This window comes from Paracoccus sp. S3-43 (genome assembly GCF_029027965.1).
Taxonomy (GTDB): Bacteria; Pseudomonadota; Alphaproteobacteria; order Rhodobacterales; family Rhodobacteraceae; genus Paracoccus.
Genome location: NZ_CP119082.1, coordinates 1359850 through 1385270, shown reverse-complemented (window position 1 = coordinate 1385270; position 25421 = coordinate 1359850). Strand labels below are relative to the sequence as shown.

25 protein-coding genes are annotated in these 25421 nt (G+C 67.4%); 8 read left to right on the top strand and 17 right to left on the bottom strand.

Features of this window, described 5'->3' with window-relative positions:
• Positions 1 to 27: 27 nt before the first annotated feature.
• Positions 28 to 660 (bottom strand): ATP-dependent Clp protease proteolytic subunit, encoded by a 633-nt coding sequence (locus PXD02_RS07120; RefSeq protein ID WP_275106129.1) that lies wholly within the window; start codon positions 658 to 660, stop codon positions 28 to 30.
• A gap of 153 nt (positions 661 to 813) precedes the next feature.
• Between PXD02_RS07120 and pth the strand changes: the two genes are divergently transcribed.
• Genes pth through PXD02_RS07105 form a run of 3 tightly spaced genes read left to right on the top strand, consistent with a single transcriptional unit; the run spans position 814 to position 2500 of the window.
• Positions 814 to 1518 (top strand): aminoacyl-tRNA hydrolase, encoded by a 705-nt coding sequence (gene pth, locus PXD02_RS07115; protein WP_275106128.1) that lies wholly within the window; start codon positions 814 to 816, stop codon positions 1516 to 1518.
• A gap of 21 nt (positions 1519 to 1539) precedes the next feature.
• Positions 1540 to 1914, top strand: a complete 375-nt coding sequence (locus PXD02_RS07110; RefSeq protein ID WP_275106127.1) for a DUF2237 family protein — start codon at positions 1540 to 1542, stop codon at positions 1912 to 1914.
• Positions 1901 to 2500, top strand: coding sequence for a DUF4893 domain-containing protein (locus PXD02_RS07105; protein WP_275106126.1), 600 nt, complete (start codon positions 1901 to 1903; stop codon positions 2498 to 2500). The genes PXD02_RS07110 and PXD02_RS07105 overlap by 14 nt, the downstream gene beginning before the upstream one ends.
• Positions 2501 to 2502: 2 nt before the next feature.
• On the opposite strand, the gene trpB is transcribed toward PXD02_RS07105, so the two are convergent.
• The 5 genes from trpB to rpsA form a co-directional block, all read right to left on the bottom strand.
• Positions 2503 to 3729 carry a tryptophan synthase subunit beta gene (gene trpB / locus PXD02_RS07100; RefSeq protein ID WP_275106125.1) on the bottom strand — a complete coding sequence of 409 codons (1227 nt, stop codon included), beginning with the start codon at positions 3727 to 3729 and terminating at the stop codon, positions 2503 to 2505.
• 196 nt (positions 3730 to 3925) lie between these two features.
• Positions 3926 to 4558 carry a phosphoribosylanthranilate isomerase gene (locus PXD02_RS07095; RefSeq protein ID WP_275106124.1) on the bottom strand — a complete coding sequence of 211 codons (633 nt, stop codon included), beginning with the start codon at positions 4556 to 4558 and terminating at the stop codon, positions 3926 to 3928.
• Positions 4559 to 4561: 3 nt separating this feature from the next.
• On the bottom strand, positions 4562 to 4984 hold the full coding sequence (locus PXD02_RS07090) for a LapA family protein (protein WP_275106123.1): 423 nt from the start codon (positions 4982 to 4984) through the stop codon (positions 4562 to 4564).
• A 57-nt stretch (positions 4985 to 5041) separates the two neighbouring features.
• The gene (ihfB, locus tag PXD02_RS07085) at positions 5042 to 5326 is read right to left on the bottom strand and encodes an integration host factor subunit beta (protein ID WP_275106379.1); all 285 of its coding nucleotides are present in this window, start codon (positions 5324 to 5326) and stop codon (positions 5042 to 5044) included.
• Between the two features lie 211 nt (positions 5327 to 5537).
• Entirely contained in the window at positions 5538 to 7217 is a 1680-nt protein-coding gene (rpsA, locus tag PXD02_RS07080) for a 30S ribosomal protein S1 (RefSeq protein ID WP_275106122.1), read from the bottom strand.
• Positions 7218 to 7506: 289 nt separating this feature from the next.
• Between rpsA and modA the strand changes: the two genes are divergently transcribed.
• Genes modA through modC form a run of 3 tightly spaced genes read left to right on the top strand, consistent with a single transcriptional unit; the run spans position 7507 to position 10032 of the window.
• Positions 7507 to 8250, top strand: a complete 744-nt coding sequence (gene modA / locus PXD02_RS07075; protein ID WP_275106121.1) for a molybdate ABC transporter substrate-binding protein — start codon at positions 7507 to 7509, stop codon at positions 8248 to 8250.
• Position 8251: 1 nt separating this feature from the next.
• Complete coding sequence (gene modB, locus PXD02_RS07070) at positions 8252 to 8947, top strand: molybdate ABC transporter permease subunit (protein ID WP_275106120.1); 696 nt, start codon at positions 8252 to 8254, stop codon at positions 8945 to 8947.
• Positions 8944 to 10032 (top strand): molybdenum ABC transporter ATP-binding protein, encoded by a 1089-nt coding sequence (gene modC / locus PXD02_RS07065; protein ID WP_275106378.1) that lies wholly within the window; start codon positions 8944 to 8946, stop codon positions 10030 to 10032. Before modB ends, modC begins: the two co-directional genes overlap by 4 nt.
• On the opposite strand, the gene PXD02_RS07060 is transcribed toward modC, so the two are convergent.
• The 10 genes from PXD02_RS07060 to PXD02_RS07015 form a co-directional block, all read right to left on the bottom strand.
• The gene (locus PXD02_RS07060) at positions 9972 to 10817 is read right to left on the bottom strand and encodes a metallophosphoesterase family protein (protein ID WP_275106119.1); all 846 of its coding nucleotides are present in this window, start codon (positions 10815 to 10817) and stop codon (positions 9972 to 9974) included. The two genes, modC and PXD02_RS07060, sit on opposite strands and share 61 nt — an antisense overlap.
• Positions 10814 to 11764 carry a diacylglycerol/lipid kinase family protein gene (locus PXD02_RS07055; protein ID WP_275106118.1) on the bottom strand — a complete coding sequence of 317 codons (951 nt, stop codon included), beginning with the start codon at positions 11762 to 11764 and terminating at the stop codon, positions 10814 to 10816. The genes PXD02_RS07060 and PXD02_RS07055 overlap by 4 nt, the downstream gene beginning before the upstream one ends.
• Positions 11765 to 11828: 64 nt before the next feature.
• Entirely contained in the window at positions 11829 to 12029 is a 201-nt protein-coding gene (locus PXD02_RS07050; RefSeq protein ID WP_275106117.1) for a formate dehydrogenase subunit delta, read from the bottom strand.
• Positions 12019 to 12843 (bottom strand): formate dehydrogenase accessory sulfurtransferase FdhD, encoded by an 825-nt coding sequence (gene fdhD / locus PXD02_RS07045; protein ID WP_275106116.1) that lies wholly within the window; start codon positions 12841 to 12843, stop codon positions 12019 to 12021. Before fdhD ends, PXD02_RS07050 begins: the two co-directional genes overlap by 11 nt.
• 3 nt (positions 12844 to 12846) lie before the next feature.
• The gene (gene fdhF, locus PXD02_RS07040) at positions 12847 to 15753 is read right to left on the bottom strand and encodes a formate dehydrogenase subunit alpha (RefSeq protein WP_275106115.1); all 2907 of its coding nucleotides are present in this window, start codon (positions 15751 to 15753) and stop codon (positions 12847 to 12849) included.
• Positions 15750 to 17267: a formate dehydrogenase beta subunit gene (locus tag PXD02_RS07035; RefSeq protein ID WP_275106114.1), complete on the bottom strand. Its 1518-nt coding sequence runs from the start codon at positions 17265 to 17267 to the stop codon at positions 15750 to 15752. The genes fdhF and PXD02_RS07035 overlap by 4 nt, the downstream gene beginning before the upstream one ends.
• Positions 17264 to 17740, bottom strand: coding sequence for a formate dehydrogenase subunit gamma (locus PXD02_RS07030; RefSeq protein WP_275106113.1), 477 nt, complete (start codon positions 17738 to 17740; stop codon positions 17264 to 17266). Before PXD02_RS07030 ends, PXD02_RS07035 begins: the two co-directional genes overlap by 4 nt.
• Before the next feature lie 89 nt (positions 17741 to 17829).
• Entirely contained in the window at positions 17830 to 18717 is an 888-nt protein-coding gene (locus tag PXD02_RS07025) for a LysR family transcriptional regulator (RefSeq protein ID WP_275106112.1), read from the bottom strand.
• Complete coding sequence (locus PXD02_RS07020; protein WP_275106111.1) at positions 18714 to 21836, bottom strand: efflux RND transporter permease subunit; 3123 nt, start codon at positions 21834 to 21836, stop codon at positions 18714 to 18716. The genes PXD02_RS07025 and PXD02_RS07020 overlap by 4 nt, the downstream gene beginning before the upstream one ends.
• 29 nt (positions 21837 to 21865) lie before the next feature.
• A complete protein-coding gene (locus PXD02_RS07015; RefSeq protein ID WP_473092061.1) occupies positions 21866 to 23137 on the bottom strand; it encodes an efflux RND transporter periplasmic adaptor subunit in 1272 nt (423 codons plus the stop codon).
• Between the two features lie 196 nt (positions 23138 to 23333).
• On the opposite strand from PXD02_RS07015, the gene PXD02_RS07010 reads away from it, so the two are divergent.
• Together PXD02_RS07010 and PXD02_RS07005 are read left to right on the top strand one after the other, a co-directional pair.
• The gene (locus PXD02_RS07010; protein ID WP_275106110.1) at positions 23334 to 23660 is read left to right on the top strand and encodes a DUF1330 domain-containing protein; all 327 of its coding nucleotides are present in this window, start codon (positions 23334 to 23336) and stop codon (positions 23658 to 23660) included.
• A gap of 78 nt (positions 23661 to 23738) precedes the next feature.
• Entirely contained in the window at positions 23739 to 24488 is a 750-nt protein-coding gene (locus PXD02_RS07005; protein ID WP_275106109.1) for a WecB/TagA/CpsF family glycosyltransferase, read from the top strand.
• On the opposite strand, the gene PXD02_RS07000 is transcribed toward PXD02_RS07005, so the two are convergent.
• The gene (locus tag PXD02_RS07000) at positions 24489 to 25166 is read right to left on the bottom strand and encodes a sugar transferase (RefSeq protein WP_275106108.1); all 678 of its coding nucleotides are present in this window, start codon (positions 25164 to 25166) and stop codon (positions 24489 to 24491) included.
• Positions 25167 to 25421 lie beyond the last annotated feature (255 nt).

Sequence of the window (25421 nt, the reverse complement as noted above, 5' to 3'; positions counted from 1 at the left end):
GCGCGCCCGTCACAATCCCCAACAAACCTATTTCTTTTCCGGTTCCGCCTTGCCGCGCGGGGCGACGACCTCGTCGATCAGGCCCCAGTCCTTGGCTTCCTCTGGGGACATGAAGCGGTCGCGCTCCAACGCCTCCTCGACCTCCTCAAGGCTGCGGCCGGTATGCTGGACATAGATCTCGTTCAGGCGGCGCTTCAGCTTCTCGGTCTCTCGGGCGTGGATCAGGATGTCGGTGGCCTGGCCTTGGAAGCCGCCGGACGGCTGGTGGACCATCACCCGGCTGTTGGGCAGCGAATAGCGCAGCCCCTTTTCCCCCGCCGCCAGCAGCAGCGACCCCATCGAGGCCGCCTGCCCCACGACCAGCGTCGACACCCGCGGGCGGATATACTGCATCGTGTCATAGATCGACAGGCCCGAGGTCACGACTCCGCCGGGGCTGTTGATATACATGCTGATATCCTTGTTCGGATTTTCAGCTTCCAGAAACAGCAGCTGCGCGCAGATCAGCGTGGACATCCCGTCATGGACCGGCCCCGACACGAAGATGATGCGTTCCTTGAGCAGCCGCGAGAAGATGTCATAGGCCCGTTCCCCCCGAGAGGTCTGTTCGACCACCATGGGCACAAGCGTGTTCATGTAGAATTCTGCCGGATCGCTCATCGTCTGTCCTTGCCTGATGTCCCTGCCTGCGCGATTCGTCAGGGCGCTGATCCCGTCTGTTAGCCGCGAAAGGTTGACAGAGTCTTAGTAACGGGCAAGGTCCGCCGCAAGGCATGGAACGAACTTCGCCCGGCCGGGCGGCAGGAGGGTGGCGTGAAGCTGATCGTGGGGCTGGGCAATCCCGGCGCGAAATATGCGGCCAACCGGCACAATATCGGCTTCATGGGCGTGGACCGGATCGCCGCCGATCACGGCTTTTCGCCCTGGAAGGCGCGGTTTCAGGGGCTGGTCTCGGAAGGCCGGCTGGGTGACGCGCGCGTCACGCTGCTCAAGCCGCAGACCTTCATGAACCTGTCGGGGCAATCGGTGGGCGAGGCGATGCGATACCTGAAGCTGACCCCCGCCGAGGTGATCGTGCTGCATGACGAACTGGACCTGGCGCCGGGCAAATGCCGGGTGAAACAGGGCGGCGGCCATGCGGGCCATAACGGGCTGCGGTCGATCCACCAGCATATCGGCGCGGAATACGGCCGGGTGCGGCTGGGCATCGGCCATCCCGGCCACAAGGACCGGGTGGCGCCCTATGTGCTGTCGGATTTCGCCAAGGCCGATGCCGAATGGCTGGACGACCTGCTGCGCGGCGTCTCGGACGGGGCGGCGGCCCTGGCGGCGGGGGACGGGGCGCGGTTCCAGAACGCCGTGGCCGCGCGGACCCAGCCCGCCCGGAACAGCGGCACCCGGCCCGCGCCCGAGGCGCCGGCGCCCCCTGCCTCCGCCCCTGCCCCTATGGTTCCCGAACAGCCCGCCAGCCTGACCGACAAGCTGCGGCAGTTGACGGACCGCTTCCGCCAGCCGTAACCTTGCGGCAGGAGGAACGCCATGGAACCATCCGTCAATGTCCTGGGCACCCGGCTCGAACCATGCTCGACGGCACCGCTGACCGGGTTTTACCGCAACGGCTGCTGCGATACCGGACAGGGCGACGCGGGCAGCCATACGGTCTGCGTGATCGCCGACGCCGAATTCCTGGCGCTGTCGAAATACCTGGGCAACGACCTGTCCACGCCGCGTCCCGAATTCCGCTTCGACGGCCTGAAGCCGGGCGACCGCTGGTGCCTCTGCGCGGCGCGGTTCCTGCAAGCGGCGCAGGAATTCGGCGCGCCCAAGGTGGTGCTGAAGGCGACCCATGCCCGCGCCCTGGACATCATCCCGCTGGAACTGCTGCGCGCCCATGCCGCCGATGCGCAGAACTGACCTGCTGGCCGCCGCGCTGTGCCTGCTGCCCATGGCGGGGCTGGCGCAGCAACTGGGCGACGGCACGGCGATCCATCCGGACGACGGCCGCCGGCTGGGCGAATTTCACGCGGCGGCGGGCGACGCGCTGTTGCAGGCTTTCGCGGGCGGCGATCCAGCCGATGTGGCGATGCTGGCCGATGTCTTGCAGGGCGCGCCGCTGCCGCCCGATCAGGCGCTGCCGCTGCTGGCGGGGGAATGGATCTGCCGGACGATCAAGATCGGCGGGCTGCTGCCGCTGACCGTCTATAAGCCGTTCCGTTGCCGGATCGGCGGCGACGGCAGTTTCGAAAAGCTCACCGGATCGCAGCGGACCAAGGGCCGCATCCATCGCGACGGCGACCGGCTGGTCTATCTGGGCGTGGGCTTCATCGCGGGCGACACGCCGCCGCCCTATGCGGACCTGCCGGTATTCGATCCCGCCGCCAGCCCGCAACGGACCCCCGAGGTCGCCATGATCGAGATGATCGACAGGACCAGGGGACGGGTGATGTTTCCCGCCCCCCATCTTGAAAGCCGATTCGACATTCTGACGCTAAGCCGCTGACATCACGTCTTGATATCGAAGCCCAGGTGCTTGGCGACGGTGAAGATGTCCTTGTCGCCGCGCCCGCACATATTCATGACGATCAGATGATCGCGCGGCAGGTCGGGCGCGATCTTCATCACATGCGCCAAGGCGTGGCTGGGTTCCAGGGCCGGGATGATGCCTTCCAGGGCGCAGCACAGCTGGAACGCCTCCAGCGCCTCGGCATCGGTGATGCTGACATATTCGGCGCGGCCCGTGTCGTTCAGCCAGGCATGTTCGGGACCGATGCCCGGATAATCCAGCCCCGCGCTGATCGAATGGCCTTCGAGGATCTGGCCCTCGTCGTCCTGCAACAGATAGGTGCGATTGCCGTGCAGCACGCCCGCGCGGCCGCCCGACAGGCTGGCGCAATGCTGCATCCGGTCGTCGACGCCCTTGCCCCCGGCCTCGACCCCGATGATGCGCACGTCCTTGTCGTCCAGGAAGGGATAGAACAGGCCCATGGCGTTCGACCCGCCGCCGATCGCCGCAACGATCGTGTCGGGCAGGCGGCCTTCGCGGGGCAGGATCTGCTCGCGCACTTCCTTGCCGATGATCGACTGGAAATCGCGCACCATGGCCGGATAGGGATGCGGCCCGGCCACCGTGCCGATGCAATAGAAGGTGTCGCGCACATTCGTGACCCAATCGCGCAGCGCATCGTTCATCGCGTCCTTCAGCGTGCCCCGGCCGCTGGTGACGGGCATGACCTCGGCCCCCAGCAGGCGCATCCGAAAGACGTTGGGCGCCTGCCGTTCGACATCGGTCGCGCCCATATAGACCACGCATTTCAGCCCGAAGCGCGCGCAGACGGTGGCCGTCGCCACGCCATGCTGACCCGCGCCGGTCTCGGCGATGATCCGGGTCTTGCCCATGCGCCGCGCCAGCAGGATCTGGCCCAGCACGTTGTTGATCTTGTGCGCGCCGGTATGGTTCAATTCGTCGCGCTTCATATAGATCTTGGCGCCGCCCAGATGCTCGGTCAGCCGTTCCGCGAAATACAGCGGCGAGGGGCGGCCGACATAGTGGGTCCACAGGTCGTCCATCTGCGCCCAGAAGGTCGCGTCGGTCTTGGCGCGTTCGTATTCGGCTTCCAGATCCAGGATCAGCGGCATCAGCGTCTCGCTGACGAAGCGGCCGCCATAGATGCCGAAACGCCCCTGTTCGTCGGGACCGGTCTTGTAGCTGTTCACCAGATCGTCTGCCATGGGGCGCGCCTTCCCTGAAATCCTAGAGCGGCTTCTTATCGCCGATATGGCCGGGCGTGAAGCCCGGCCGGTCATGGACGCGATGCGGATCCGCCCGCGTCCGGTTTGTAGTCACCTGCATCTTGAGGCGCCCCGCCGGCCGACAGCGCCGCGACCGGCGGAACCTTGTCGCGGCGCGCGAGATGGAAGGCCGGGGTCACGACGCCGCCGCGACAAAGGCGCGGATCAGCCCCTCGTCCTTGACGCCCGGCTCGGTCTCGACGCCCGAGGACACATCGACGGCGGGCGCGCCGGTCAGGCGGATCGCCTCGGCCACGTTCTGCGGGGTCAGCCCGCCCGCCAGCATCCAGGGGCGCAGCCATTTGCGCCCGACCAGCAGCCGCCAGTCGAAGGGCAGCCCGTTGCCGCCGGGCAGGTCAGCGCCTTTCGGCGGTTTGGCATCGACCAGCAGCATGTCGGCGACCAGCCCGTAATCGGTCAGCGCGGGCAGGTCTTCGGGGCCGGACAGCCCCACCGCCTTCATCACCGGCAGGCCGGTCAGCGTCTTGACCTGCGCCACCCGGTCCGGGCTTTCGCCGCCGTGAAGCTGGATGATGTCCAGCGGCACCTGTCCCAGAACCTGATCCAGCAACGCATCGTCCGGATTCACGAACAGCCCGACCGTCGCCACACCCATCGGAACGTGATGCGCCAGCAACGCCGCCTCCTCGACCGAGACGGCGCGCGGCGATTTCGGAAAGAACACCAGCCCGACATAGCGCGCGCCCGCCTGGGCCGCGGCCTCGATATGGTCGGGGCGGCGCAGGCCGCAAATCTTGACCTGGGCCATCCCTCAGCGACCGGGGGCGGGCAGCGTGGTCCCCGGCGCGGGCTCGGCCGAGGCGATGGGAAGGGCCGAGGGCTTGGGTTTCGGCCGATCGAGAATCGCCAGAACCTCGTCCTTGGGGGCGGCGTGGCGGTGGCGCAGGTGGCCGACCTCGTTTTCCAGCCGGGCGGCGCGGTCGGCATGGGTGCGCGCCTCGCGGCGGATATGGGATTCGCGCAGCCATTCCCAGACCAGCCCGGCCAGCATCCCCAGGGCGAAGGCCAGGAAGATCACCAGAAACAACGGCAGATCGACCGACCAGCGGCCGCCAAGATACTGCCCGAAATTCGCGGGAAATGCCGACAGCGTCACGATTTCGCGGTTGGCAAGGGCCATGGCCACCAGGATCAGGGCCAGCAACACCACGAAGATCAGTCGAAGAAAGCGCATGGAACATCCTTGGTTGCGGCCGCGAGGGCGCGGCGTGGTCGCCCGGTTCTACGCCGGTCAGGCGTCCCCGTTCAACCGATCGCGCAACAGTTTGCCGGTCTTGAAGAACGGGACGTATTTCTGGTCGACATCGACCGCCTCGCCGGTGCGGGGGTTGCGGCCGGTCCGGGCATCACGCTTCTTGACGGAAAAGGCGCCGAAGCCGCGCAACTCGACCCGGTCCCCGCGCGCCATGGCGTTGATGATTTCCTCGAACACGGTGTTCACGATCCGCTCGACATCGCGGCGGAACAGATGCGGATTCTCATCAGCGATAAGCTGGATCAGTTCGGACCGGATCATCATCCCCTCAGGTGGCGTAACGGACTGCAAGGCGTCGTCCGCAGGACTTGCGACAAAAAGGCAACGCAGGAAAAGGTTCCCAGTTTCCATAGCGATGCCAGTTTTGCCCCCGCCACGCAAGAGAAGTGAGCGGACCCCCGCCGCCCGACAGGCACGAAAAAGCCCGCCCCGCGCAGGCGGGACGGGCGATGTCGGGCGGTCAGGACCGCGATCAGGTGCTGCGGTTCAGCGCGGCACCCAGGATGTCGCCTAGCGAAGCGCCCGAATCCGAGCTGCCATACTGGTCGATGGCCTCTTTTTCCTCGGCGATCTCGCGCGCCTTGATCGACAGGCCCAGGCGACGGGTCTTGGTGTCGATATTGGTGACGCGGGCATCGACCTTGTCGCCGACCTGGAAGCGCTCGGGGCGCTGATCCTGACGGTCGCGGGCCAGATCCGAACGGCGGATGAAGGACTTGACGCCGTTGTATTCCACCTCGATCCCGCCGTCCTCGATGGCGGTCACTTCGACGGTCACGACCGAACCACGCTTCACGCCGTCGACGGCTTCGGCCATGTGCTCGTTCTCAAGCGACTTGATCGACAGGCTGATGCGCTCTTTCTCGACATCCACATCCTGGACGACGGCTTTCACCACGTCGCCCTTGCGGAAGTCCTGGATCGCGTCCTCGCCACGGGCATCCCACGAGATGTCGGACAGGTGGACCATGCCGTCGATATCGCCGTCCAGGCCGATGAACAGACCGAATTCGGTGATGTTCTTGACCTCGCCCTCGATGACGGTGCCCGAAGGATGGGTTTCGGCGAACACTTCCCACGGGTTGCGCTGCGTCTGTTTCAGGCCCAGCGACACGCGGCGCTTGGCCTCGTCGATCTCCAGCACCATCACTTCGACCTCTTGGCTGGTCGAGACGATCTTGCCCGGATGGACGTTCTTCTTGGTCCAGCTCATTTCGCTGACATGGACCAGACCCTCGACACCGGCCTCCAGCTCGACGAAGGCGCCGTAATCGGTGATGTTGGTCACGCGGCCCTGATGGACCGAGCCGATCGGGAACTTGTCGCCCACGGTATCCCACGGATCGGCCTGCAACTGCTTCATGCCCAGGCTGATGCGGTGGCTGTCCTTGTTGATCTTGATGACCTGAACCTTGAGGGTCTCGCCGATGGCCAGGATCTCGGAGGGGTGGTTGACGCGGCGCCATGCCATGTCGGTGACATGCAGCAGCCCGTCGACGCCGCCCAGATCCACGAACGCCCCGTATTCGGTGATGTTCTTGACGACACCATCGACCACCTGGCCCTCGGTCAGGTTGGCGATGACCTCGGCGCGCTGTTCGGCGCGGCTTTCTTCCAGGATGGCGCGGCGCGAGACGACGATGTTGCCCCGGCGGCGGTCCATTTTCAGGATCTGGAACGGCTGCTTCAGACCCATCAGCGGACCGGCATCGCGCACCGGGCGCACATCGACCTGCGAGCCGGGCAGGAAGGCCACGGCGCCGCCCAGATCGACGGTGAAGCCGCCCTTGACGCGGCCGAAGATGGCGCCTTCGACGCGCTCTTCATCGGCATAGGCTTTTTCCAGGCGGTCCCAGGCTTCCTCGCGGCGGGCCTTCTCGCGGCTGATCGAGGCTTCGCCGCGGGCGTTCTCCACGCGGTCCAGATAGACCTCGACCTCATCGCCGACCTTGATGCTGGGTTCTTCGCCGGGATTTGCGAATTCTTTCAGATCGACGCGGCCTTCCATCTTGTAGCCGACGTCGATGATGGCCTGGCCCGCCTCGATGGCGATGACCTTGCCCTTGACGACCGAACCTTCGTCCGGGGTGTCGATGTCGAAGCTTTCGTTCAGGAGGGCTTCGAATTCCTCCATGGTCGCTTTAGCGCACATATATGATCGTTTTCCTTTGGGTCATGTCACTGGCCATGCGGTTGGCTCCGCCGGTCTTTATGGCTGCCTTCCGGGAACGACAAAGGGTCGCGGCGTTGACGCCCGACCCATTCCGATGCGGTCTGTTGTGACCATGTCGCCCGTAAGACTGGCGGTCATATAGTCGTGTTCGGTCCTCGATTCAATGCAAAAAGGGCCGGGATTAGGTTATGTCCGCCGGGAAATATCGCTTGCAGGCCCGCGCGGCGGGGCGATAGGTTCGGGAAACCATATCCCATCGAGGTTCCAGATGCGCCCTGCCCTGCTTGCCGCCGCCCTGTCCCTGTCCGCCCTGCCCGCCTGGGCCGAGGATGTCAGCGTCTTCGCCGCCGCCTCGCTGAAAAACGCGCTGGATGAGGTCGCGGGGCAGTTCATCGTCGACACCGGCCACACCGTGACGATCTCCTATGCGGGGTCCAACGCGCTTGCCAAGCAGATCATCGAAGGCGCGCCCGCCGATATCTTCATCTCGGCCAATGTCGAATGGGTGGACGAGGTCGAGAAGGCCGATCTGGTCACCGAGCGCCAGGACATCCTGGGCAACCGGCTGGTGCTGATCGGCCATGGCGACGCCGCGCCGGTCGAGATTTCGGCGGAGACCGATCTGGCCGCGCTGCTGGGTGGCGGCAAGCTGGCGATGGCCCTGGCCGATTCGGTTCCGGCCGGGCAATACGGCAAGGCGGCGCTGGAAAACCTGGGCCTGTGGGACGGCGTGCAGGCCGATGTGGCGCAATCGGACAACGTGCGTGCCGCCCTGGCGCTGGTCGCGACCGGAGAGGCGCCGCTGGGCATCGTCTATGCCACCGACGCGGCGGCCGAGGATGACGTGACCATCGTCGGCGATTTCCCGCCCGACAGCTATCCGGCGATCATCTATCCGGCCGCCCTGCTGACCGGGGCTGCGGACGATGCCGACCGCGCCTTCTACGACGCCTTGTCGGGCGATGCTGCGGATGCAATCTTCGAAAAGCATGGCTTCAGCGTGAAGGACTGACTTGACCGACTGGCTGACCCCCGAGGCGTGGCAGGCCCTTCGCCTGTCGCTGCGGGTATCGCTGTGGGCGGTCGCGGCCAGCCTGCCGCTGGGCGTCTTCGTGGCCTATGCGCTGGCGCGCTGGCGCTTTCCGGGGCATGGGCTGCTGAACGGGCTGGTGCATCTGCCGCTGGTGCTGCCGCCGGTCGTCACCGGCTATCTGCTGCTGCTGAGCTTCGGGCGGCGCGGATGGGTCGGGCAATGGCTGGACCAGATCGGCATCGTCCTGGCCTTCCGCTGGACCGGCGCGGCGCTGGCCGCCGCGATCATGGCATTCCCGCTGATGGTCCGCGCCATCCGCCTGGCCATCGAGGCCGTGGATCCCCGGCTGGAACAGGCCGCCGCGACCCTGGGCGCGCCGCGTCCCTGGGTATTCCTGACCGTGACCCTGCCGCTGATCCTGCCCGGCATCCTGGCGGGCGCGGTGCTGGCCTTCGCCAAGGCGATGGGCGAGTTCGGCGCCACCATCACCTTCGTGTCGAACATCCCCGGCCAGACGCAGACCCTGCCCTCGGCCATCTATGCCTTCCTGCAAGTGCCGGGGGGCGAGGCCGCCGCCGCGCGGCTGGTCGCCATCGCCATCGCCGTCGCCATGGCCGCGTTGTTCCTGTCGGAATGGCTGTCGCGGATCATCGCCCGCCGGATCCGGGGCGCCTGATGCTGTCGATCGCGCTGCGCCATACGTTCCCCGGCTTCACCCTGAATGCGGCGTTCGACGCCCCCGCCGGGCTGACCGCGCTGTTCGGGCGGTCGGGATCGGGCAAGACCACCATCGTCAATGCCGTCGCGGGGCTGCTGCGCCCGCAATCGGGGCGCGTCGCGGTGGGCGATGCGGTGCTGAGCGACAGCGACCGGGGCGTCTTCCTGCCGCCGCACCGGCGCGGCCTCGGCTATGTCTTTCAGGATGCGCGGCTGTTCCCGCATCTGACCGTGCGGCAGAACCTGCTGTATGGGCATTGGTTCACCGCGCGCGGCCGCGCGCCCGACCTGCCCCGCGTGGTCGAGATGCTGGGCATCGGCCCGCTTCTGCCCCGCCGCCCCGCCGCCTTGTCGGGGGGCGAACGCCAGCGCGTCGCCATCGGCCGGGCGCTGCTGTCCCATCCCCGCCTGCTGCTGATGGACGAGCCGCTGGCCGCGCTTGACCAGGACCGCAAGGACGAGATCCTGCCCTATCTTGAACGGCTGCGCGACCGGGCGGGGCTGCCGATCCTCTATGTCACCCATTCCGCCGCCGAGGTCGCGCGGCTGGCCACCACCATCGTCCTTGTCGATCAGGGCCGCGTGACGGCGGCGGGACCGGCGGCGGCGATGCTGTCGGATCCCGATGTCGCGCCGATGCTGGGCCGGGCCGAGACCGGCGCCATCCTGACCGCGCGGGTCGAGGGGCAGGACGCCGACGGCCTGACCCGGCTTGCGACCGATGCCGGGCCGCTGTTCCTGCCGCGGGTGGCGGCACCCGCGGGCGCCACTCTGCGCCTGCGGATCCGGGCGCAGGACGTGATGATCGCGACCGTCCCGCCGCAGGGGATTTCGGCGCTGAACGTCATTCCGGCGACGGTGCGCGACCTGACCGGCACGCCCGGCGGCGTCCTGGTGCGGCTGGACGCGGGGGGTCAGGCGATCCTGTCGCGGATCACCGCCCGGTCCGCCCGAATGCTGAACCTGGCCCCCGGCAAGCCGGTTCACGCGGTGCTGAAGGCGGTTTCCGTGGCGCCCGGAACGATCGGCTTTTCCGCCGGTTGATGCGCCACCCAGACGCCGCTTTCGCGCGAAAACCATTCGTATTCCGGCGGGCCGAACGGTTCGCCCATCGGCGCGATGTGGCGTTCGATGGTCAGCAGCGCCCCGTCGGCCTGCAACACCGCGAATTCGTTCTGCCGGTCCGACAGCCGCGCGCACAGCGCCGTGCCCCCCTGCACCTGCAGGACGCCCGGATGCGCGGTCTGGTCCAGCATCGCGCCCGTCGCCCAGACATGCAGGTGCCCCGACAGCACCACCTGCGCGCCCGCCTGTTCCAGCCGGGCCAGCGCCTGAGGCGCGCGGCGGGTCAGTTCCTTGTCGACCTGCGCCAGATGTTCCAGCGGGTGATGCAGCGCCACGATGTTCATCGCCAGCGGGTCGAGGCCGGCGGTCACGCGGCCGATCTCTCCGTCCCGGATGATGCCGCGCTGCACCGAGAAGGGATCGACGCTGTTCAGGCCCAGCACCCGGACGGTCCCGGCCTGCCGCGTCGGCGCAAGCTCGCGCCCGATGGCGCGGCGAAAGCCCAGATAGGGCGTCAGGAACCGCACGGCGACGTTATACAGCGGCACATCGTGATTGCCCGGAACGACCATCACCGGCGGCGCGATCCGCGACAGGAAGGCCGCCGCCTGCGCATATTGCGCCGACCGGCCGCGATGCGTCACATCGCCGGTCACGACCACCAGATCCGCGCGGGCGCGGTTGACGCGGTCCAGCAGGCCGTCGACCAGATCCGCGCGATGGAACCCGAAATGCAGATCCGACAGGTGGACGATGCGCGTCATGCGCCGGCATCCCCTGTCTTGCCGACGCCGTCCGCCGGGACCAGCACCGTCAGCGCGCCATGCCGGACGGTCAGGTGGAAGGGGCTGGTCATACGGGTCTTTTCGCCGTCATGGGCGATCAGTTGCTGGCGCTTGCCGGTCTCGATGGTCAGCGTGTCGGTGAGGATCAGGTCGAAATCGCTGTCCTTCGCGCTCAGCCCCAGGGCAAGCCGGAATGCCGACCGCAGCAGCGGCAGCGGCCGACGCGCGCGGGCGATCAGCACGGCGAACTGCCCGGCGCGGATCGCATCGGCGCCGTCCAGCCCGAAGGCCTCAAGCTGGTAGGCGCTGCGGGCCACGAACACCAGGGCGGTGGTGAAATGCCGCTCGGCCCCGTCGACGGTCGCCACCAGATGCATCGGATGACGCAGCCGCCGCATCGCCACCAGCACCGACCAATAGGCCGCGACCCGCGACCGCCCCCACCGCTTATAGATCCCCTCGCGCGTCTTCAGGATATGCGGATAGGCGCCCAGGCTGACATTGTTCAGAAACACCAGATCCTGAATCTGACCCACATCGACGGGCCGGGGCCGGGCATCCTGGAGCGTTTTCAGCCCCTCCTCGATCGTCTCGCCCACGCCCAGGTCGCGGGCGAAGTAATTGAACGTCCCGCCCGGCAGGACGCCCATCATCGCATTGGTGCCGGCCAGCGCGCCCGCGACGGCGGATTGCGTGCCGTCCCCGCCCGCCGCCACGACGATGTCGAAGCCTTCGTCCATCGCCTGCCGGGCAAGGCCGGTCAGCCGGTCGCCGCGATCCGTCTCGCGCAACGCAAATTCGGCCACCTTGTCCTGCAAGGCCGCGCGGATCGCCTCCGCCCGGTCGTCCTGCTTGCCCGATCCCCGGTTGTGGATCACGCACAGCCTGCACGCGGAAAGATCGACCTTCTCGGCGGTATCGCGCATCTGCCACTCCGGTGATTGCCCCGATCAACACGCGGGGGCGCGGCGCGGTTTCACGCGGGCCGGGTCAAAGCCGCCGCGCCGCCTGTTCGACCGAGGCGCGCAGCCCCGCGCCCCCCGTCGCGACATAGGATTTCAGCTGCTCGCGCATCCGCGGTTCCCAGAAGTCCTTCAGGTGATCGGCGATCCTGTCGGGGGCGCTGCCCGGCTGGGTGTCGAAGAAGGTGGCGATCTGGTTGGCCATCATGACCATCTTTTCAGGCGACATCGGAGACCTTTGCCCGCAGGCGTTCGGGGTGGCAGAACAGATCGAAGCCCTCGCCGCGCGCGAAGGCGGCCAGGGTCAGCCCCGCGCCCTGGGCCAGGCGCAGGGCGTGCAGCGTGGGCGCGGACACGGCGATCAGGATGGCGCAGCCCGCCATGACGCATTTCTGCACCATCTCGGTAGAGACGCGGCTGGTCAGGACGATGGCGCCCTGGCTGGCATCCACCCCCTGCCGGGCCATCGCCCCGATCAGCTTGTCGAGCGCGTTGTGCCGCCCCACATCCTCTCGCGCCAGCACCACGCCCTGGCCGGGCCGCAGGAACCCCGCCGCATGGACCGCGCGGGTCCGGTCGTGCAGGGGTTGCCAGCCGCGCAGCGATTCGGTCGCGGCGGCGACATCCTCGACCGTCAGGGCAGGCCCGGTGCCGGACAGATCCGGCAGGGACCGCACCGCCGCCTCGATGCTGTCGATGCCGCACAGCCCGCAGCCGACCGGCCCGGCCAGCGACCGGCGGCGCGCGGCCAGTGCCTCGCCGCGGTCCTCGGCCAGCCACATCTGCGCCTCGATCCCCTTGGGATGCGAGATCACCTCGCAACTGGCGATCTGGTCCAGGCCGGTGACGATGCCCTCGGTCAGCGAAAAGCCCGCCGCGAAGTCCTGCACATCGGCGGGCGTCGCCATCATCACCGCATGGGTCGAGCCGTGATAGACCATCGCGATCGCCACCTCCTCGGGCAGCGCGCGAGTGACCGCGACGCTGCTGCCGGGGCGATGGTGGGTGGCGTCCGAGGCCCCGAAGGGCGGCGGCAAGGTCATGGCTTACTCCGCAGCAGTCAGGATCCGCCGCGACCGTTCGGCCTGTTCGTTGTAACGCTCCTGCCAGTCCGTGGGACCGTTCGAGGGGCTGACCTGCACGGCGGTGACCTTGAATTCCGGGCAATTCGTCGCCCAGTCGGAAAAATCTGTGGTCACCACGTTAGCCTGGGTCGAGGGGTGATGGAAGGTCGTATAGACCACACCCGCCGCCACCCGGTCAGTCAGCGTCGCCCGCAGCGTGGTTTCCCCCGCGCGCGACGCCAACCGCACCCAGTCGCCTTCGCCCACGCCGCGCTGTTCGGCGTCATGGGGATTGATCTCCAGCACGTCCTCGGGGTGCCAGGCGACGTTCTCGGTCCGCCGGGTCTGGGCGCCGACGTTGTAATGCGCCAGGATCCGCCCGGTGGTCAGCAGCAGCGGGAAGCGCGGCCCTGTGCGTTCGTCGGTGGCGACATACTCCGTCACCATGAAATGCCCCTTGCCCGACACGAAGCCGTCGATATGCATCAGCGGCGTGCCCTCGGGCGCAGTTGCATTGCAGGGCCACTGGACGGAACCCTTCTCCTCCAGCAGTTCATAGGTGACGCCGGCGAAGCTGGGCGTAGTGGCCGCGATCTCCTCCATGATCTGGCGGGGATGGGTATAATGCCAGTCCGCGCCCATGGCATTGGCCAGAAGCTGCGTGACCTCCCAGTCCTCGTAACCGTTGCGGGGCGCCATCACCTTGCGGACGCGGTTGATGCGGCGTTCGGCATTGGTGAAGGTGCCGTCCTTTTCCAGGAAGGTCGATCCCGGCAGAAAGACATGGGCATAGTTCGCCGTTTCGTTCAGGAACAGGTCGTGGACGATGACGCATTCCATCGCCGCAAGCCCGGCGGCGACGTGATGGGTGTCGGGGTCGGATTGCAGAATGTCCTCGCCCTGGCAGTACAGGCCCTTGAAGGTGCCCTCGACCGCCGCGTCCAGCATGTTCGGGATCCGCAGGCCGGGTTCGGGGTCGATCTCGCAGCCCCAGGCCTGTTCATAGATCGCCCGCACATCGGGCAGCTTGACATGGCGATAGCCGGGCAGTTCGTGCGGGAAGCTGCCCATGTCGCAACTGCCCTGCACGTTGTTCTGACCGCGCAGCGGGTTCACGCCGACGCCGGGGCGACCGATATTGCCGGTCAGCATGGCCAGGTTGGCGATGCCGATCACCGTGGTGGACCCCTGCGAATGCTCGGTCACGCCAAGACCGTAATAGATCGCCGCGTTCCCTCCCGTCGCATAAAGCCGCGCCGCCGCGCGCAGGTCGGCGGCGGGCACCCCGGTCAGCATCTCGACCGCTTCGGGGCTGTGGCGCGGATCGCTGACGAAATCGACATAGAACTGGAACTCGTCCCAATCGCAGCGGGTGCGGATGAAATCCTCGTCGAACAGCCCCTCGGTCACGATCACATGCGCCATCGCGGTCACGGTGGCGACGTTGGTGCCGGGCTTCAGCGGCAGGTGATATTGCGCCTGGATATGCGGAGACCGCACGATGTCGGTGCGGCGCGGATCGACCACGATCAGCTTCGCCCCCTGGCGCAGGCGCTTTTTCAGGCGGCTGGCGAAGACCGGATGGCCGTCGGTCGGGTTGGCGCCGATGATCATCACCACATCGGCCTGTTCCACGCTGTCGAAGTCCTGCGTCCCGGCCGAGGTGCCATAGGTCTTGCCCAGCCCGTATCCGGTCGGTGAATGGCAGACGCGCGCGCAGGTGTCGGTATTGTTGTTGCCAAAGACCGCGCGGGTCAGTTTCTGCACCAGATAGGTTTCCTCGTTGGTGCAGCGGCTGGAGGTGATGACGCCCACCGACTTGCGGCCGTATTTCTGCTGGATGCCCTTCAGGCGGTTGGCGGCAAAGCTCAGCGCCTCGTCCCAGGACACTTCGCGCCAGGGTTCCTCGATGGTGTCGCGGATCATGGGGTGCAGGATCCGGTCCTTGTGCTGGGCATAGCCATAGGCGAAGCGGCCCTTGACGCAGGAATGGCCCCGGTTCGCCTTGCCGTGCTTGTAGGGGACCATGCGCACAAGCTGGTCGCCGTTCAGTTCCGCCTTGAAGGAACAGCCGACGCCGCAATAGGCGCAGGTGGTGATGACCGACCGTTCGGGCGTGCCCAGTTCGATCACCGATTTTTCCTGCAAGGTCGCGGTCGGGCAGGCCTGCACGCAGGCGCCGCAGGACACGCAGTCCGAGGTCAGGAAATCGTCGCCGATCGTCCCCGCCTTGACGCGGCTGTCGAATCCCCGCCCCTCGATGGTCAGGGCGAAGGTGCCCTGCACTTCTTCGCAGGCGCGGACGCAGCGGGAACAGACGATGCATTTCGCCGGATCATAGGTGAAATAGGGGTTGCTTTCGTCCTTGGGGACATACAGCGCATTGATCCCCGCCCCGTCGCGCGTGGCGAAGTGGTTCAGCAGGCTGCGTTCCTCGGGCGCCTTGTAGCGCACGTCGCGCAGGCCCACGGCGCCCGCCATGTCCTGCAATTCGCAATCGCCATTGGCCGCGCAGGTCAGGCAGTCCAGCGGGTGGTCGCTGATATACAGCTCCATCACGCCCTTGCGCATCCGGCGCAGCTTGTCCGACTGGGTATGGACCACCATGCCCTCGGCCACGGGCGTGGTGCAGGATGCGGGCGTTCCGCGCCGCCCCTCGATCTCGACCACGCACAGGCGGCAGGATCCGAAGGCCTCCAGATTGTCGCTGGCGCACAGTTTGGGGACCATGATTCCGGCCAAGGCTGCGGCGCGCATGACCGATGTGCCTTCCGGCACCGTGACGGGAAAGCCGTCCACGGTCAGCGTGACCGGCGCGCCGCTGCGGGCGGGGGTGCCCATGTCGCGGTCGTCGCCCGGCGGGTATTGGGGGATGATGAAATCTCTCATTCGGCTGCCTCCCGATAGGTGGCGAAATCGTCGGGGAAGTTTCTCAGGGCGGACATGACCGGGAAGGGCGTGAAGCCGCCAAGCGCGCAGAGCGAGCCGTCCTTCATCGTCTCGCACAGGTCGGTCAGCAGCGGGATCGCCGCCGGGTCGCCCTGGGCGATCCGGTCGATGGTTTCCACCCCGCGCACCGCGCCGATCCGGCAGGGCGTGCATTTGCCGCAGGATTCGACGGCGCAGAACTCCATCGCGAAGCGCGCCATCCGCAGCATGTCAACGGTGTCGTCGAAGACCACCAGCCCGGCATGGCCGATCAAGCCGCCGTTCTGGTCGAATTCCTCGTATCCCATCGGCGTGTGGAACTGGTCGAGATGCATATAGGCGCCCAGCGGACCGCCGACCTGCACCGCCTTGACGGGGCGGCCGCTGGCGGTGCCGCCGCCGATGTCGTTCACGACCTCGCCCAGGGTCATGCCGAAGGCGGTCTCGAACAGCCCGCCGCGCTTGACATTGCCCGCGATCTGCAAGGTCACGGTGCCGCGCGACCGGCCCAGGCCGAAATCGGCGTAATGGGCGGCGCCGCGTTCGAAGATCACCGGGATCGTGGTCAGCGAGATGACGTTGTTCACGACCGTGGGCTGGCCCAGGAAGCCTTGCAGCGCGGGCAGCGGCGGCTTGGCGCGCACGGTGCCGCGCTTGCCTTCCAGGCTGTTGAGCAGGCTGGTTTCCTCGCCGCAGACATAGGCGCCCGCGCCCATGCGGACCTCCATGTCGAAGGCCCGGCCGGATCCCAGCACGTCCGATCCCAGCAGGCCCCGCTGGCGGGCGATCTGCACCGCCTGCGAGAGGATCGCGATGGAGTCGGGATATTCCGAGCGCAGATAGACATAGCCGCGCGTCGCGCCGACGCCGAGGCCCGCGATAGCCATCCCCTCGATCAACTGGAACGGATCGCCCTCGATGATCATGCGGTCGGCGAAGGTGCCGCTGTCGCCCTCGTCGGCGTTGCAGACGATATATTTCTGATCCGCCTCGGCCTCGGATACGGTCTTCCACTTGATGCCGGTCGGGAACCCCGCGCCGCCGCGCCCGCGAAGGCCGCTGTCGATGACCTCCTGCACGATCTGCGCCCTGGTCATGGTCAGCGCCCGGCGCAGGCCCAGCAGCCCGCCATTCGACTGATAGTCATCCAGATCCAGCGGGTCGATGATACCGCAGCGGGCGAAGGTCAGCCGGGTCTGGCGGGCGAACCAGTCGATATCCTCGACCCGGCCAAGCCCTTGCAGATGCCCATCCAGCAGCGCGGGAACCTGATCGGCGGTCACATTTCCGTAACCGATTCGGCCTTCGGGCGCCTCGACCTCGACCAGAGGCTCCAGCCAGACCATGCCGCGCGTGCCGTTGCGGACAAGCTGCACGTCCAGCCCGCGGGCCCTGGCCTCGCGCGCGATCGCCTCCGCCACGTCGTCGGCGCCAAGCGCCTTGGCGGCGCTGTCCAGGGGGACGAAGATCTTCATGCGCCCACCTCGGCCAGGATGCGGTCCATGCGGGCGTCGTCCACGCGGCCGAGGACGCGGCCATCGACCATCGCGGCGGGCGCGCAGGCGCACATGCCCAGGCAATAGACCGGTTCCACCGTCACCGCTCCATTGGCGGTCGTGTCATGCCAGCCGATCCCCAGCTTCCGCAGGGTGGTTTCGGCCAAGGCGTTGGCGCCCATGGACTGGCAGGCCTCGGCCCGGCAGATCTTCAGGACGTGGCGGCCGGCGGGATGGGCGCGGAAATCGTGATAGAAGCTGATGACGCCGTGGATTTCGGCCCGGCCCAGATTCAGCACATCCGCCAGCACCGGCACGCATTCCTGCGGGACATATCCGTAAACGTCCTGCAAGGCGTGCAGCATCGGCAGAAGTGGCCCTTCCAGAGAGGCGAGCGGCGCGACAACGCTGCGGATCTCCTCCTCGGTCGGGGCTGGCGCATTGACATGCATAAGCTAGCCTTTCGACGATCCGTATTCCGACCATCAGACCAGACCAGCCATTGCGAAATCAATATCGTTGTTTCGTCAGTCGATAGAGATCATCTATCGTCGACCATCCGCCGCGCCTCGGCCAGCAGCGCCTCCAGAACCGGCGTATGCGGCTCGCGCCAGGGGGCGACCAGGCCCACGGCGTGGCTGGCGCCGTCGCCCTCCAGCGGAAGGGTCCGCAGCGGCTTGCCTTCGGTCAGGAAGGCGGCGATGTCTTCGGGCAGGATGGTGATCCAGCCGCCCTCCAGCACATGCGCGACCAGCACCACGGTCGAACTGGACTCGACCGTCGCCTGCGGGGTCACGCCCGCCTCGATCAGGTTGCGGTTGATGATGCGGCGGTTCTGCATGTCGCTGGTCAGCAGGCACAGCCGATGCCCCGCCAGATCGCCCCAGCCGATGCGGTCCTTTCCGGCCAAGGGCGAAGCGGCCGCGCAGACCAGCATGTAGCGTTCGTCATACAGGCGAACCGTGCTGACCCGGCCCAGGGGTTCGTTGTCCAGATAGGAAATCCCCGCATCCACCGTCAGGTCGTCGATCATTTGCAGGATCTCGACCGAGGTGCGCGACAGGATGGTCATGCCGACATTCGGATGGGCGGCGCCGAAACGGGCGCTGATCCGGGCGGCCCAGGTCAGCGCCGTGGGGATCACGGCGATGCGCAACTGGCCCGACAGGCCGTGGCGGGTCGCCCGCATTTCTTCGCGCAACTGCCGGGTGTCGCCGACGATGCGGCGGGCCCAGACCAGGGCGGACTGGCCCTCGGGCGTCAGCCCGCCGAAGCGCGAGCCGCGAAAGATCAGCAGCACCCCAAGCTGTTCCTCAAGCTGCTTGATGCCCGCCGAGAGCGTGGGCTGCGTCAGCCCCAGGCTCTCGGCGGCGCGGCCGAAATGGCGTTCCTTGGCGACCGCCAGGAACATTTCCAGCTTGTCGATCATGCCGCAGGCACGGCCGCGTCCTCATCCAGCTTGTCCTTGCGGCCCAGCATGCGGCGCATCAGCACATAGAACAGCGGCGCGAACAGGATCCCCATCACGGTCGAGGCGATGGTCCCGCCGATCACCGTCGCGCCGATGGCGTTGCGGCCGTTGGCCCCCGCGCCGGTCGACAGATACAGCGGCAGCACGCCCAGCGTGAAGGCGATCGAGGTCATGATGATCGGACGGAACCGCTGGCGCGCGGCCTCGACCACAGCCCGGAACAGGGGCACGCCCTGTTCGGACTGTTCGCGGGCGAATTCCACGATCAGGATGGCGTTCTTGCCGGTCAGGCCGATCACCGTCAGCAGCCCCACCTGGAAGAACACCCCGTTGTCGAAGCCGCCCAGGAAGGCCCCCAGCAGCGCGCCCAGCACGCCGATGGGCATGACCAGGATCACCGCCAGCGGGATCGACCAGCTTTCGTACAGCGCCGCCAGACACAGGAACACCGCCGCCAGCGACAGCGCATAAAGCAGCGTGGTCTGGTCGCCGGATTCCTGTTCCTCCAGCGACAGGCCGGTCCAGGCGACGGCGAAGCCGGGCAGTTCGGACACCAGGCGCTCGACCTCGGCCATGGCGTCGCCGGAACTGACGCCGGGTGCGGGACCGCCCTGGATCTGCATCGCCGGGATGCCGTTATAGCGGCTGAGACCCTGCGGGCCGAAGGACCAGTTCCCGGCCGAGAAGTTCGAGAACGGCACCAGCCCGCCCATCGAATTGCGCACCCGCCATTTGTCGAAGTCGCCGGGGGTGGACCGGGAATTCGCCTCGCCCTGGACATAGACGCGCTTGATGCGGCCCCGGTCCACGAAATCGTTGACGTAGCGGCCGGTCCAGGCGATCTGCAACAGGTTCGCCACGTCGGTGGCCGAGACGCCCATCGCCCCCGCCTTGCGCCAGTCGATGTCCAGGCTGAACTGGGCCGCATCCTCCAGCCCGGACGGGCGGGCCTGGGCGATCATCGGGCTTTGCGCCGCCATGCCCAGGAACTGGTTGCGGGCGTTCAGCAGATCCTCGTGCGACTGCCCGCCGCGCGCCTGCAAATAGAAATCGAAGCCCGAGACGTTGCCAAGCTCGATCACCGAGGGGGGGACGATGGGAAAGACCATCGCGTCCTGGATGCCGCTGAGCGCGCCGAAGGCCCGGCCCGCCACGGCCTGCACCGATTGCGAGGGATCCAGCCGTTCGTCCCAGTCCTTCATCCGCACGAAGGCCATGCCGACGTTCTGACCCTGGCCCGCGAAGCTGAAGCCCACAACGCCGAACATCGAATCCACCGAATCCTTTTCCTGGGTCAGGAAGTAGTCCTGCACCTGGTCGATCACGGCGGCGGTCCGTTCGGCGGTGGCGCCGGTCGGCCCTTGGATCAGCACGAACATGATCCCCTGATCCTCGTCCGGCAGGAAGCCTTCGGGGGTGCGCAGGAACAGCAGCACCATCGCCGCGCCGATGGCGGCATAGACCAGCAGCGACCGCAGCGGGCGGCGCACGATCCAGCCCACGGCGCCGGTATAGCCGTTCGTCGTGCGGTCGAAGGTGCGGTTGAACCAGCCGAACAGGCCCTTTTTCGTGTGATGGTCCTTGGACCGCAGCAGCGTCGCGCACAAGGCGGGCGTCAGGGTCAGCGCGACCAGCACCGACAGCCCCATGGCCGAGACGATGGTGATGGCGAATTGCTGATAGATCACCCCGGTCGAGCCGCCGAAGAAGGCCATCGGCACGAACACCGCCGACAGGACCAGGGCGATGCCGATCAGCGCGCCCGTGATCTGGCCCATGGACTTGCGCGTCGCCTCGCGCGGTTCAAGCCCGTCCTCCTCCATGATCCGTTCGACGTTTTCGACGACAACGATGGCGTCGTCGACCAGCAGGCCGATGGCCAGCACCATCGCCAGCATGGTCAGCGTGTTGATGGTGAAGCCGAAGGCCGCCATGATCCCGAAGGTGCCCAGCAGAACGATGGGCACGGCCAATGTCGGAATCAGCGTGGCGCGCCAGTTCTGCAGGAACACATACATGACGATGAAGACCAGCACGATGGCCTCGATCAACGTCTTGACGACCTCCTCGATCGAGATCGACACGAAGGGCGAGGTGTCGAAGGGAATGACGTAATCGACGCCCTCGGGGAAGAATTCTGCGAATTCGACCATCCGCGCCTTGACCCGGTCGGCGGTGTCAAGGGCATTGGCCCCCGGCGCCAGCGACAGCGCCATCCCTGCGGCAGGACGCCCGTTGAAGGTCGCGTCGGTCGCGTAGTCCTGGGCGCCGATCTCGACCCGCGCCACGTCGCGCATCAGGACCAACCCGCCGTTCTCCTCGGCCCGCAGCACGATCTGGCGGAAATCCTCGGGCGTGGTCAGCAGCGACTGGGCCGTCACGGTGGCGTTCAGCTGCTGGCCCTGCACGGCGGGCAGGTCGCCGAACGCCCCGGCGGAAATCTGGGTGTTCTGCGCCGACACCGACGCCACCACGTCCGAGGGCGTGATCTCGTATGCGGCCAGCTTGTCGGGATCCAGCCAGATGCGCATCGCATAGGGCGCGCCGAAGACCTGGACGCTGCCCACGCCCTCGACCCGCGACAGATCGTCCACCAGGTTCGAGAACATATAGTCCGACAGGTCGGTCTGGTCATAGTTGTCGTCGCCGATCAGGCCGATGACCATCAGGAAGCCCGCGGTCGATTTCTCGACCACCACGCCCTGGCGCTGCACGGGTTCGGGCAGCAGCGGCGTGGCCTGGGACAGCTTGTTCTGGACCTGGACCTGGGCGATGTCCACGTCGGTCCCCGTCTCGAATGTCAGGGTGGTGGACGACGATCCGGCCGAGGTCGAGTTGGACGAGATATAGCGCAGCCCGTCCAGCCCGGTCATCTGCTGTTCGATCACCTGCGTCACGGTGTTCGAGATGGTTTCCGCCGAGGCGCCCGGATAGGTTGCCCGGATCGTGACGGAGGGCGGCGCGATCTGCGGATACTGCGCCACCGGCAGGGTCAGGATCGACAGGATGCCGATGCCCATGATGATGATCGAGATCACCCAGGCGAATACCGGACGGTCGATGAAGAAACGGGCCATGGTCTGTCACGCCTTCGCTGGCTGGAACGTCAGTTGGCGGACGCGGCTTCGGCCTGGGTCGCCTGGTCGGGATTCTCCGGTTCAGGCTCCGGAGCGGCCTGTTCGGGATTCGCCGGTTCGGGGGCCGTCTCTCCGGGGGCCGTCTCTCCGGGGGCAGTCGCAGCGGCGGCATCCTCGCTGCCGCGTTCCTGCGGCGTGACCGGCGCGCCCGGCGCGATGCGCTGCACGCCCGCCACGATGATGCGGTCGCCCGCCGCAAGGCCCTTGGTCACGACCCATTGATTGCCGTGGTCCTGTGCGATTTCCAGGGCGCGTTCCTCGACCAGGTTCTGATCGTTCACGACCATCGCGACGGGACGGCCACGCCGGTCGCGGCTAACGCCTTCCTGCGGGGCCAGAACGGCGTCCTTCAGCTGCGCCTGCGGGATGTCGGCCAGCACGAACATGCCGGGCAGCAGGAAACCGTCGGGATTGGCGAATTCCATCCGCAGCATGATCACGCCGGTGGTTTCGTCCACATGCGGCTCGGCCGCGGTCATGGATCCGGTATGTTCATAGGTGCTGCCGTCGGCCAGGCGCAGCGTCACGGTGCGGTCGGCGCCTTCGGGCAGCGCGGCGTCCGGTCCCATGCGCTGCCAGCGGATGATTTCCGCCGCCGATTGCGTCACGTCCACGCGCACCGGGTCGATGCGGCGGATCACGGCCAGCGGGTTGGCTTGCCCCGCCGTGACCAGGGCGCCGGGGCTGGCCTGGGCCAGGCCGATCACCCCGTCCAGGGGCGCGGTGATGGTGGTGCGGTCCAGGTCGATCTGGGCCGCCAGCAACTGCGCCTCGGCCGCCTTGACGGCGGCTTCGGCCGCGTCGCGGGCGGCGACGGCGCTGTCCTGGGTCTGTTCGCTGGCGACACGCCGGTCGCGCAGGGCCACGATCCGCTCGGCCTCGCGCCGGGCGGCATCGGCCTGCGCCTGCGCCTGGGCCAGGGCCGCCTGCGCCTGGGCCTGCGCCGCCTGATAGCTGCGCGGGTCGATGCGATACAGGGGATCGCCCTGGGCGACGGGGCTGCCTTCCTCGAACAGGCGTTCGACGATCAGGCCGCCGACCTGGGGGCGCAGTTCCGCCTCGGCCGAGGCGACGACGCGGCCCGGCAGGCTGGCGGTCAGCGTCACGTCCTGGGCCTGCAAGGTCACCACGGTGACGGCGGGGGGCGGCATGTCGCCGCCGGGCGCCTGGGCCAGAAGGCCCTGCGGAGCAGCCGCCGCGACCAGGCAGGAAAGAACAAGGATTTGTCTCAGCGTCGCCATGCTGTCCGTCCGTCCGAAAGGTTTACCGATGCTGGCGTGTGCCCGTTCGCGTAAGGCCCGTGTGTCGCCGTCGGTCACGCTATCGTCAACCGAGGTGAAGGACAATGCGATTTCGCGCGCATCCGACACCCGCGCTTGCCTGATGGCCAGCCCGCAGGCACTGTGTCCCCAGCAGATGAACCAGGGGGAGAATCCGATGACTGCCTATCTGATCGCGGACGTGACCGTGACCGACGATTCCTGGGTGCCCGATTACGCCGCCCGCGTCCACGAGATCGCGGCAAAGCACGGCGGGCGCTATCTGTCGCGGTCGGGCAATATCGACACGCTGGAAGGCAGGCCGCTGGGCAGCACCCTGATCGCGCTGATCGAGTTTCCGTCCAAGGACGCCGCCCGCGCCTTTGCCAAGGATCCCGACTATGCCCCCTTCGCCCAGGCGCGCAAGGCGGGCAGCGCCAGCAATTTCCACCTGATCGACGATACCGACCTGGCGGGCGCGATCCCCTATTTGCCGAAAGGTTGAACGGCCCGATTGCAGCCCCGGCGCAAAGCTGCAAGGAAGCGGCAAAGGCCGGAACGCGGCCCGATGCGGAACATGGCAATGCAGTTTTCCTATGGATCCTCGATCGTTCGGGTGAACATGCCCGACCACCGCTCGCTTCTGGCTGAAATCACGCGGCGGTTGCGCGCCGGTCAGGGCTTCGCGCTGGCGACCATCAACCTGGATCACCTGGTCAAGCTGCGGGGGGACGACACCTTCCGCAGGGCCTATGCGGCGCAGGATCTGGTGGTGGCGGACGGCAACCCCATCGTCTGGCTGTCGCGCCTGGCGCGCCGTCCGGTCGGGCTGGTGACGGGATCGGATCTGGTGATCCCCTTGGCGCAGCTTGCGGCGGCCGAAGGCGTGGGCCTGGCCCTGGTGGGCACCACGGACGCCGCCCTGGCGGCGGCGGCGGATGAAATCCAGCGCCGCGCGCCGGGCTGCCGGATCGTCGCCCGGATCGCCCCGCCGATGGGGTTCGACCCCGATGGCGATGCCGCGCGCGACCTGCTGACGCAGGTGCGCGACAGCGGCGCGCGGCTGTGCTTTCTGGCGCTTGGCGCGCCGAAACAGGAACGGCTGGCGGCGCGGGGGCGCGAGGTCGCGCCGGGCGTCGGCTTCGCCTCGATCGGCGCGGGCCTGGATTTCCTGGCTGGCAACCAGACCCGCGCCCCGCTTTGGGTCAGGCGGATCGCGATGGAATGGGCCTGGCGGATGCTGTCCGCACCGAAACGGTTGGTGCCCCGATATGCCCGCTGCGCCGCCATCCTGCCGTCCGAGGCGGTGGCGGCGCTGCGGCAGCGTGCCTGATCAGCAGCCGGTCCGGCCCAGCACCACGGACACGGTGCGCAGCAGGATCGCGGCGTCGCTGGCGAAGGACAGGCTGCGTTCGTAGCGGTCGTCATACCAGGCGCGGGCCGCGAAGGTGGTCTTGTTGCGACCGGCGGTCTGCCAGAAGCCGGTGATGCCGGGGCGCAGGCGGTAATATCCCTGGCCCGAATACAGCACCTGCTGGTCGGGCATCATGGGACGGGGACCGACCAGGCTCATGTCCCCCGACGCGACGTTCCACAGTTGCGGAAGCTCGTCCAGGGAACTGGCGCGCAGGATCCGGCCGAAGGCGGTCACGCGCGGATCGTTGCGCAGCTTCTGCGTCGTGTTCCATTCCTGCCGGGCCTGGGGATCGCGGTCCAGATGTTCCTCCAGCCGCTGATCGGCGTCGGGGACCATGCTGCGCAGCTTCCACATGCGGAACATCCGGCCGTCGCGTCCGACGCGCTGCTGCGAATAGAACGGGTTCCTGCCGTCCAGCATCACGATCAGCGCCAGCAGCAGCACCAGCGGAACCACGACCGGAGAGGTCAGCAGCACCAGCATCAGATCCAGCGGACGCTTGATCAGGCTGCGATACAGCCAAGGGCGCGAGGTTTCGACAGAAGGGACGGCCGCGACATGGGCCAAAGCAACCGACGGGGATTTCACCGACATCTTTACCTGCACTAACACTTGGAAAAAATTATGCCCCCCTGAAAACCGGGGACACCACCTGGTAACGGGACCACCTTAGCACTCCGGCGCAGGGAAGAATATGCATAAAGTTTGATTTAACTGGGTTAATGACCTGACATTTTGGACAGGGTTCGGCAGCCGGCTGCGGTCGGCGGCCCGAAGGCCCCGCGAATCGCCTCCTGTTGCGGGCCTGCATGGGCCGCAGATTTTCGCGCGCCGCTTTGTTGAACTGCG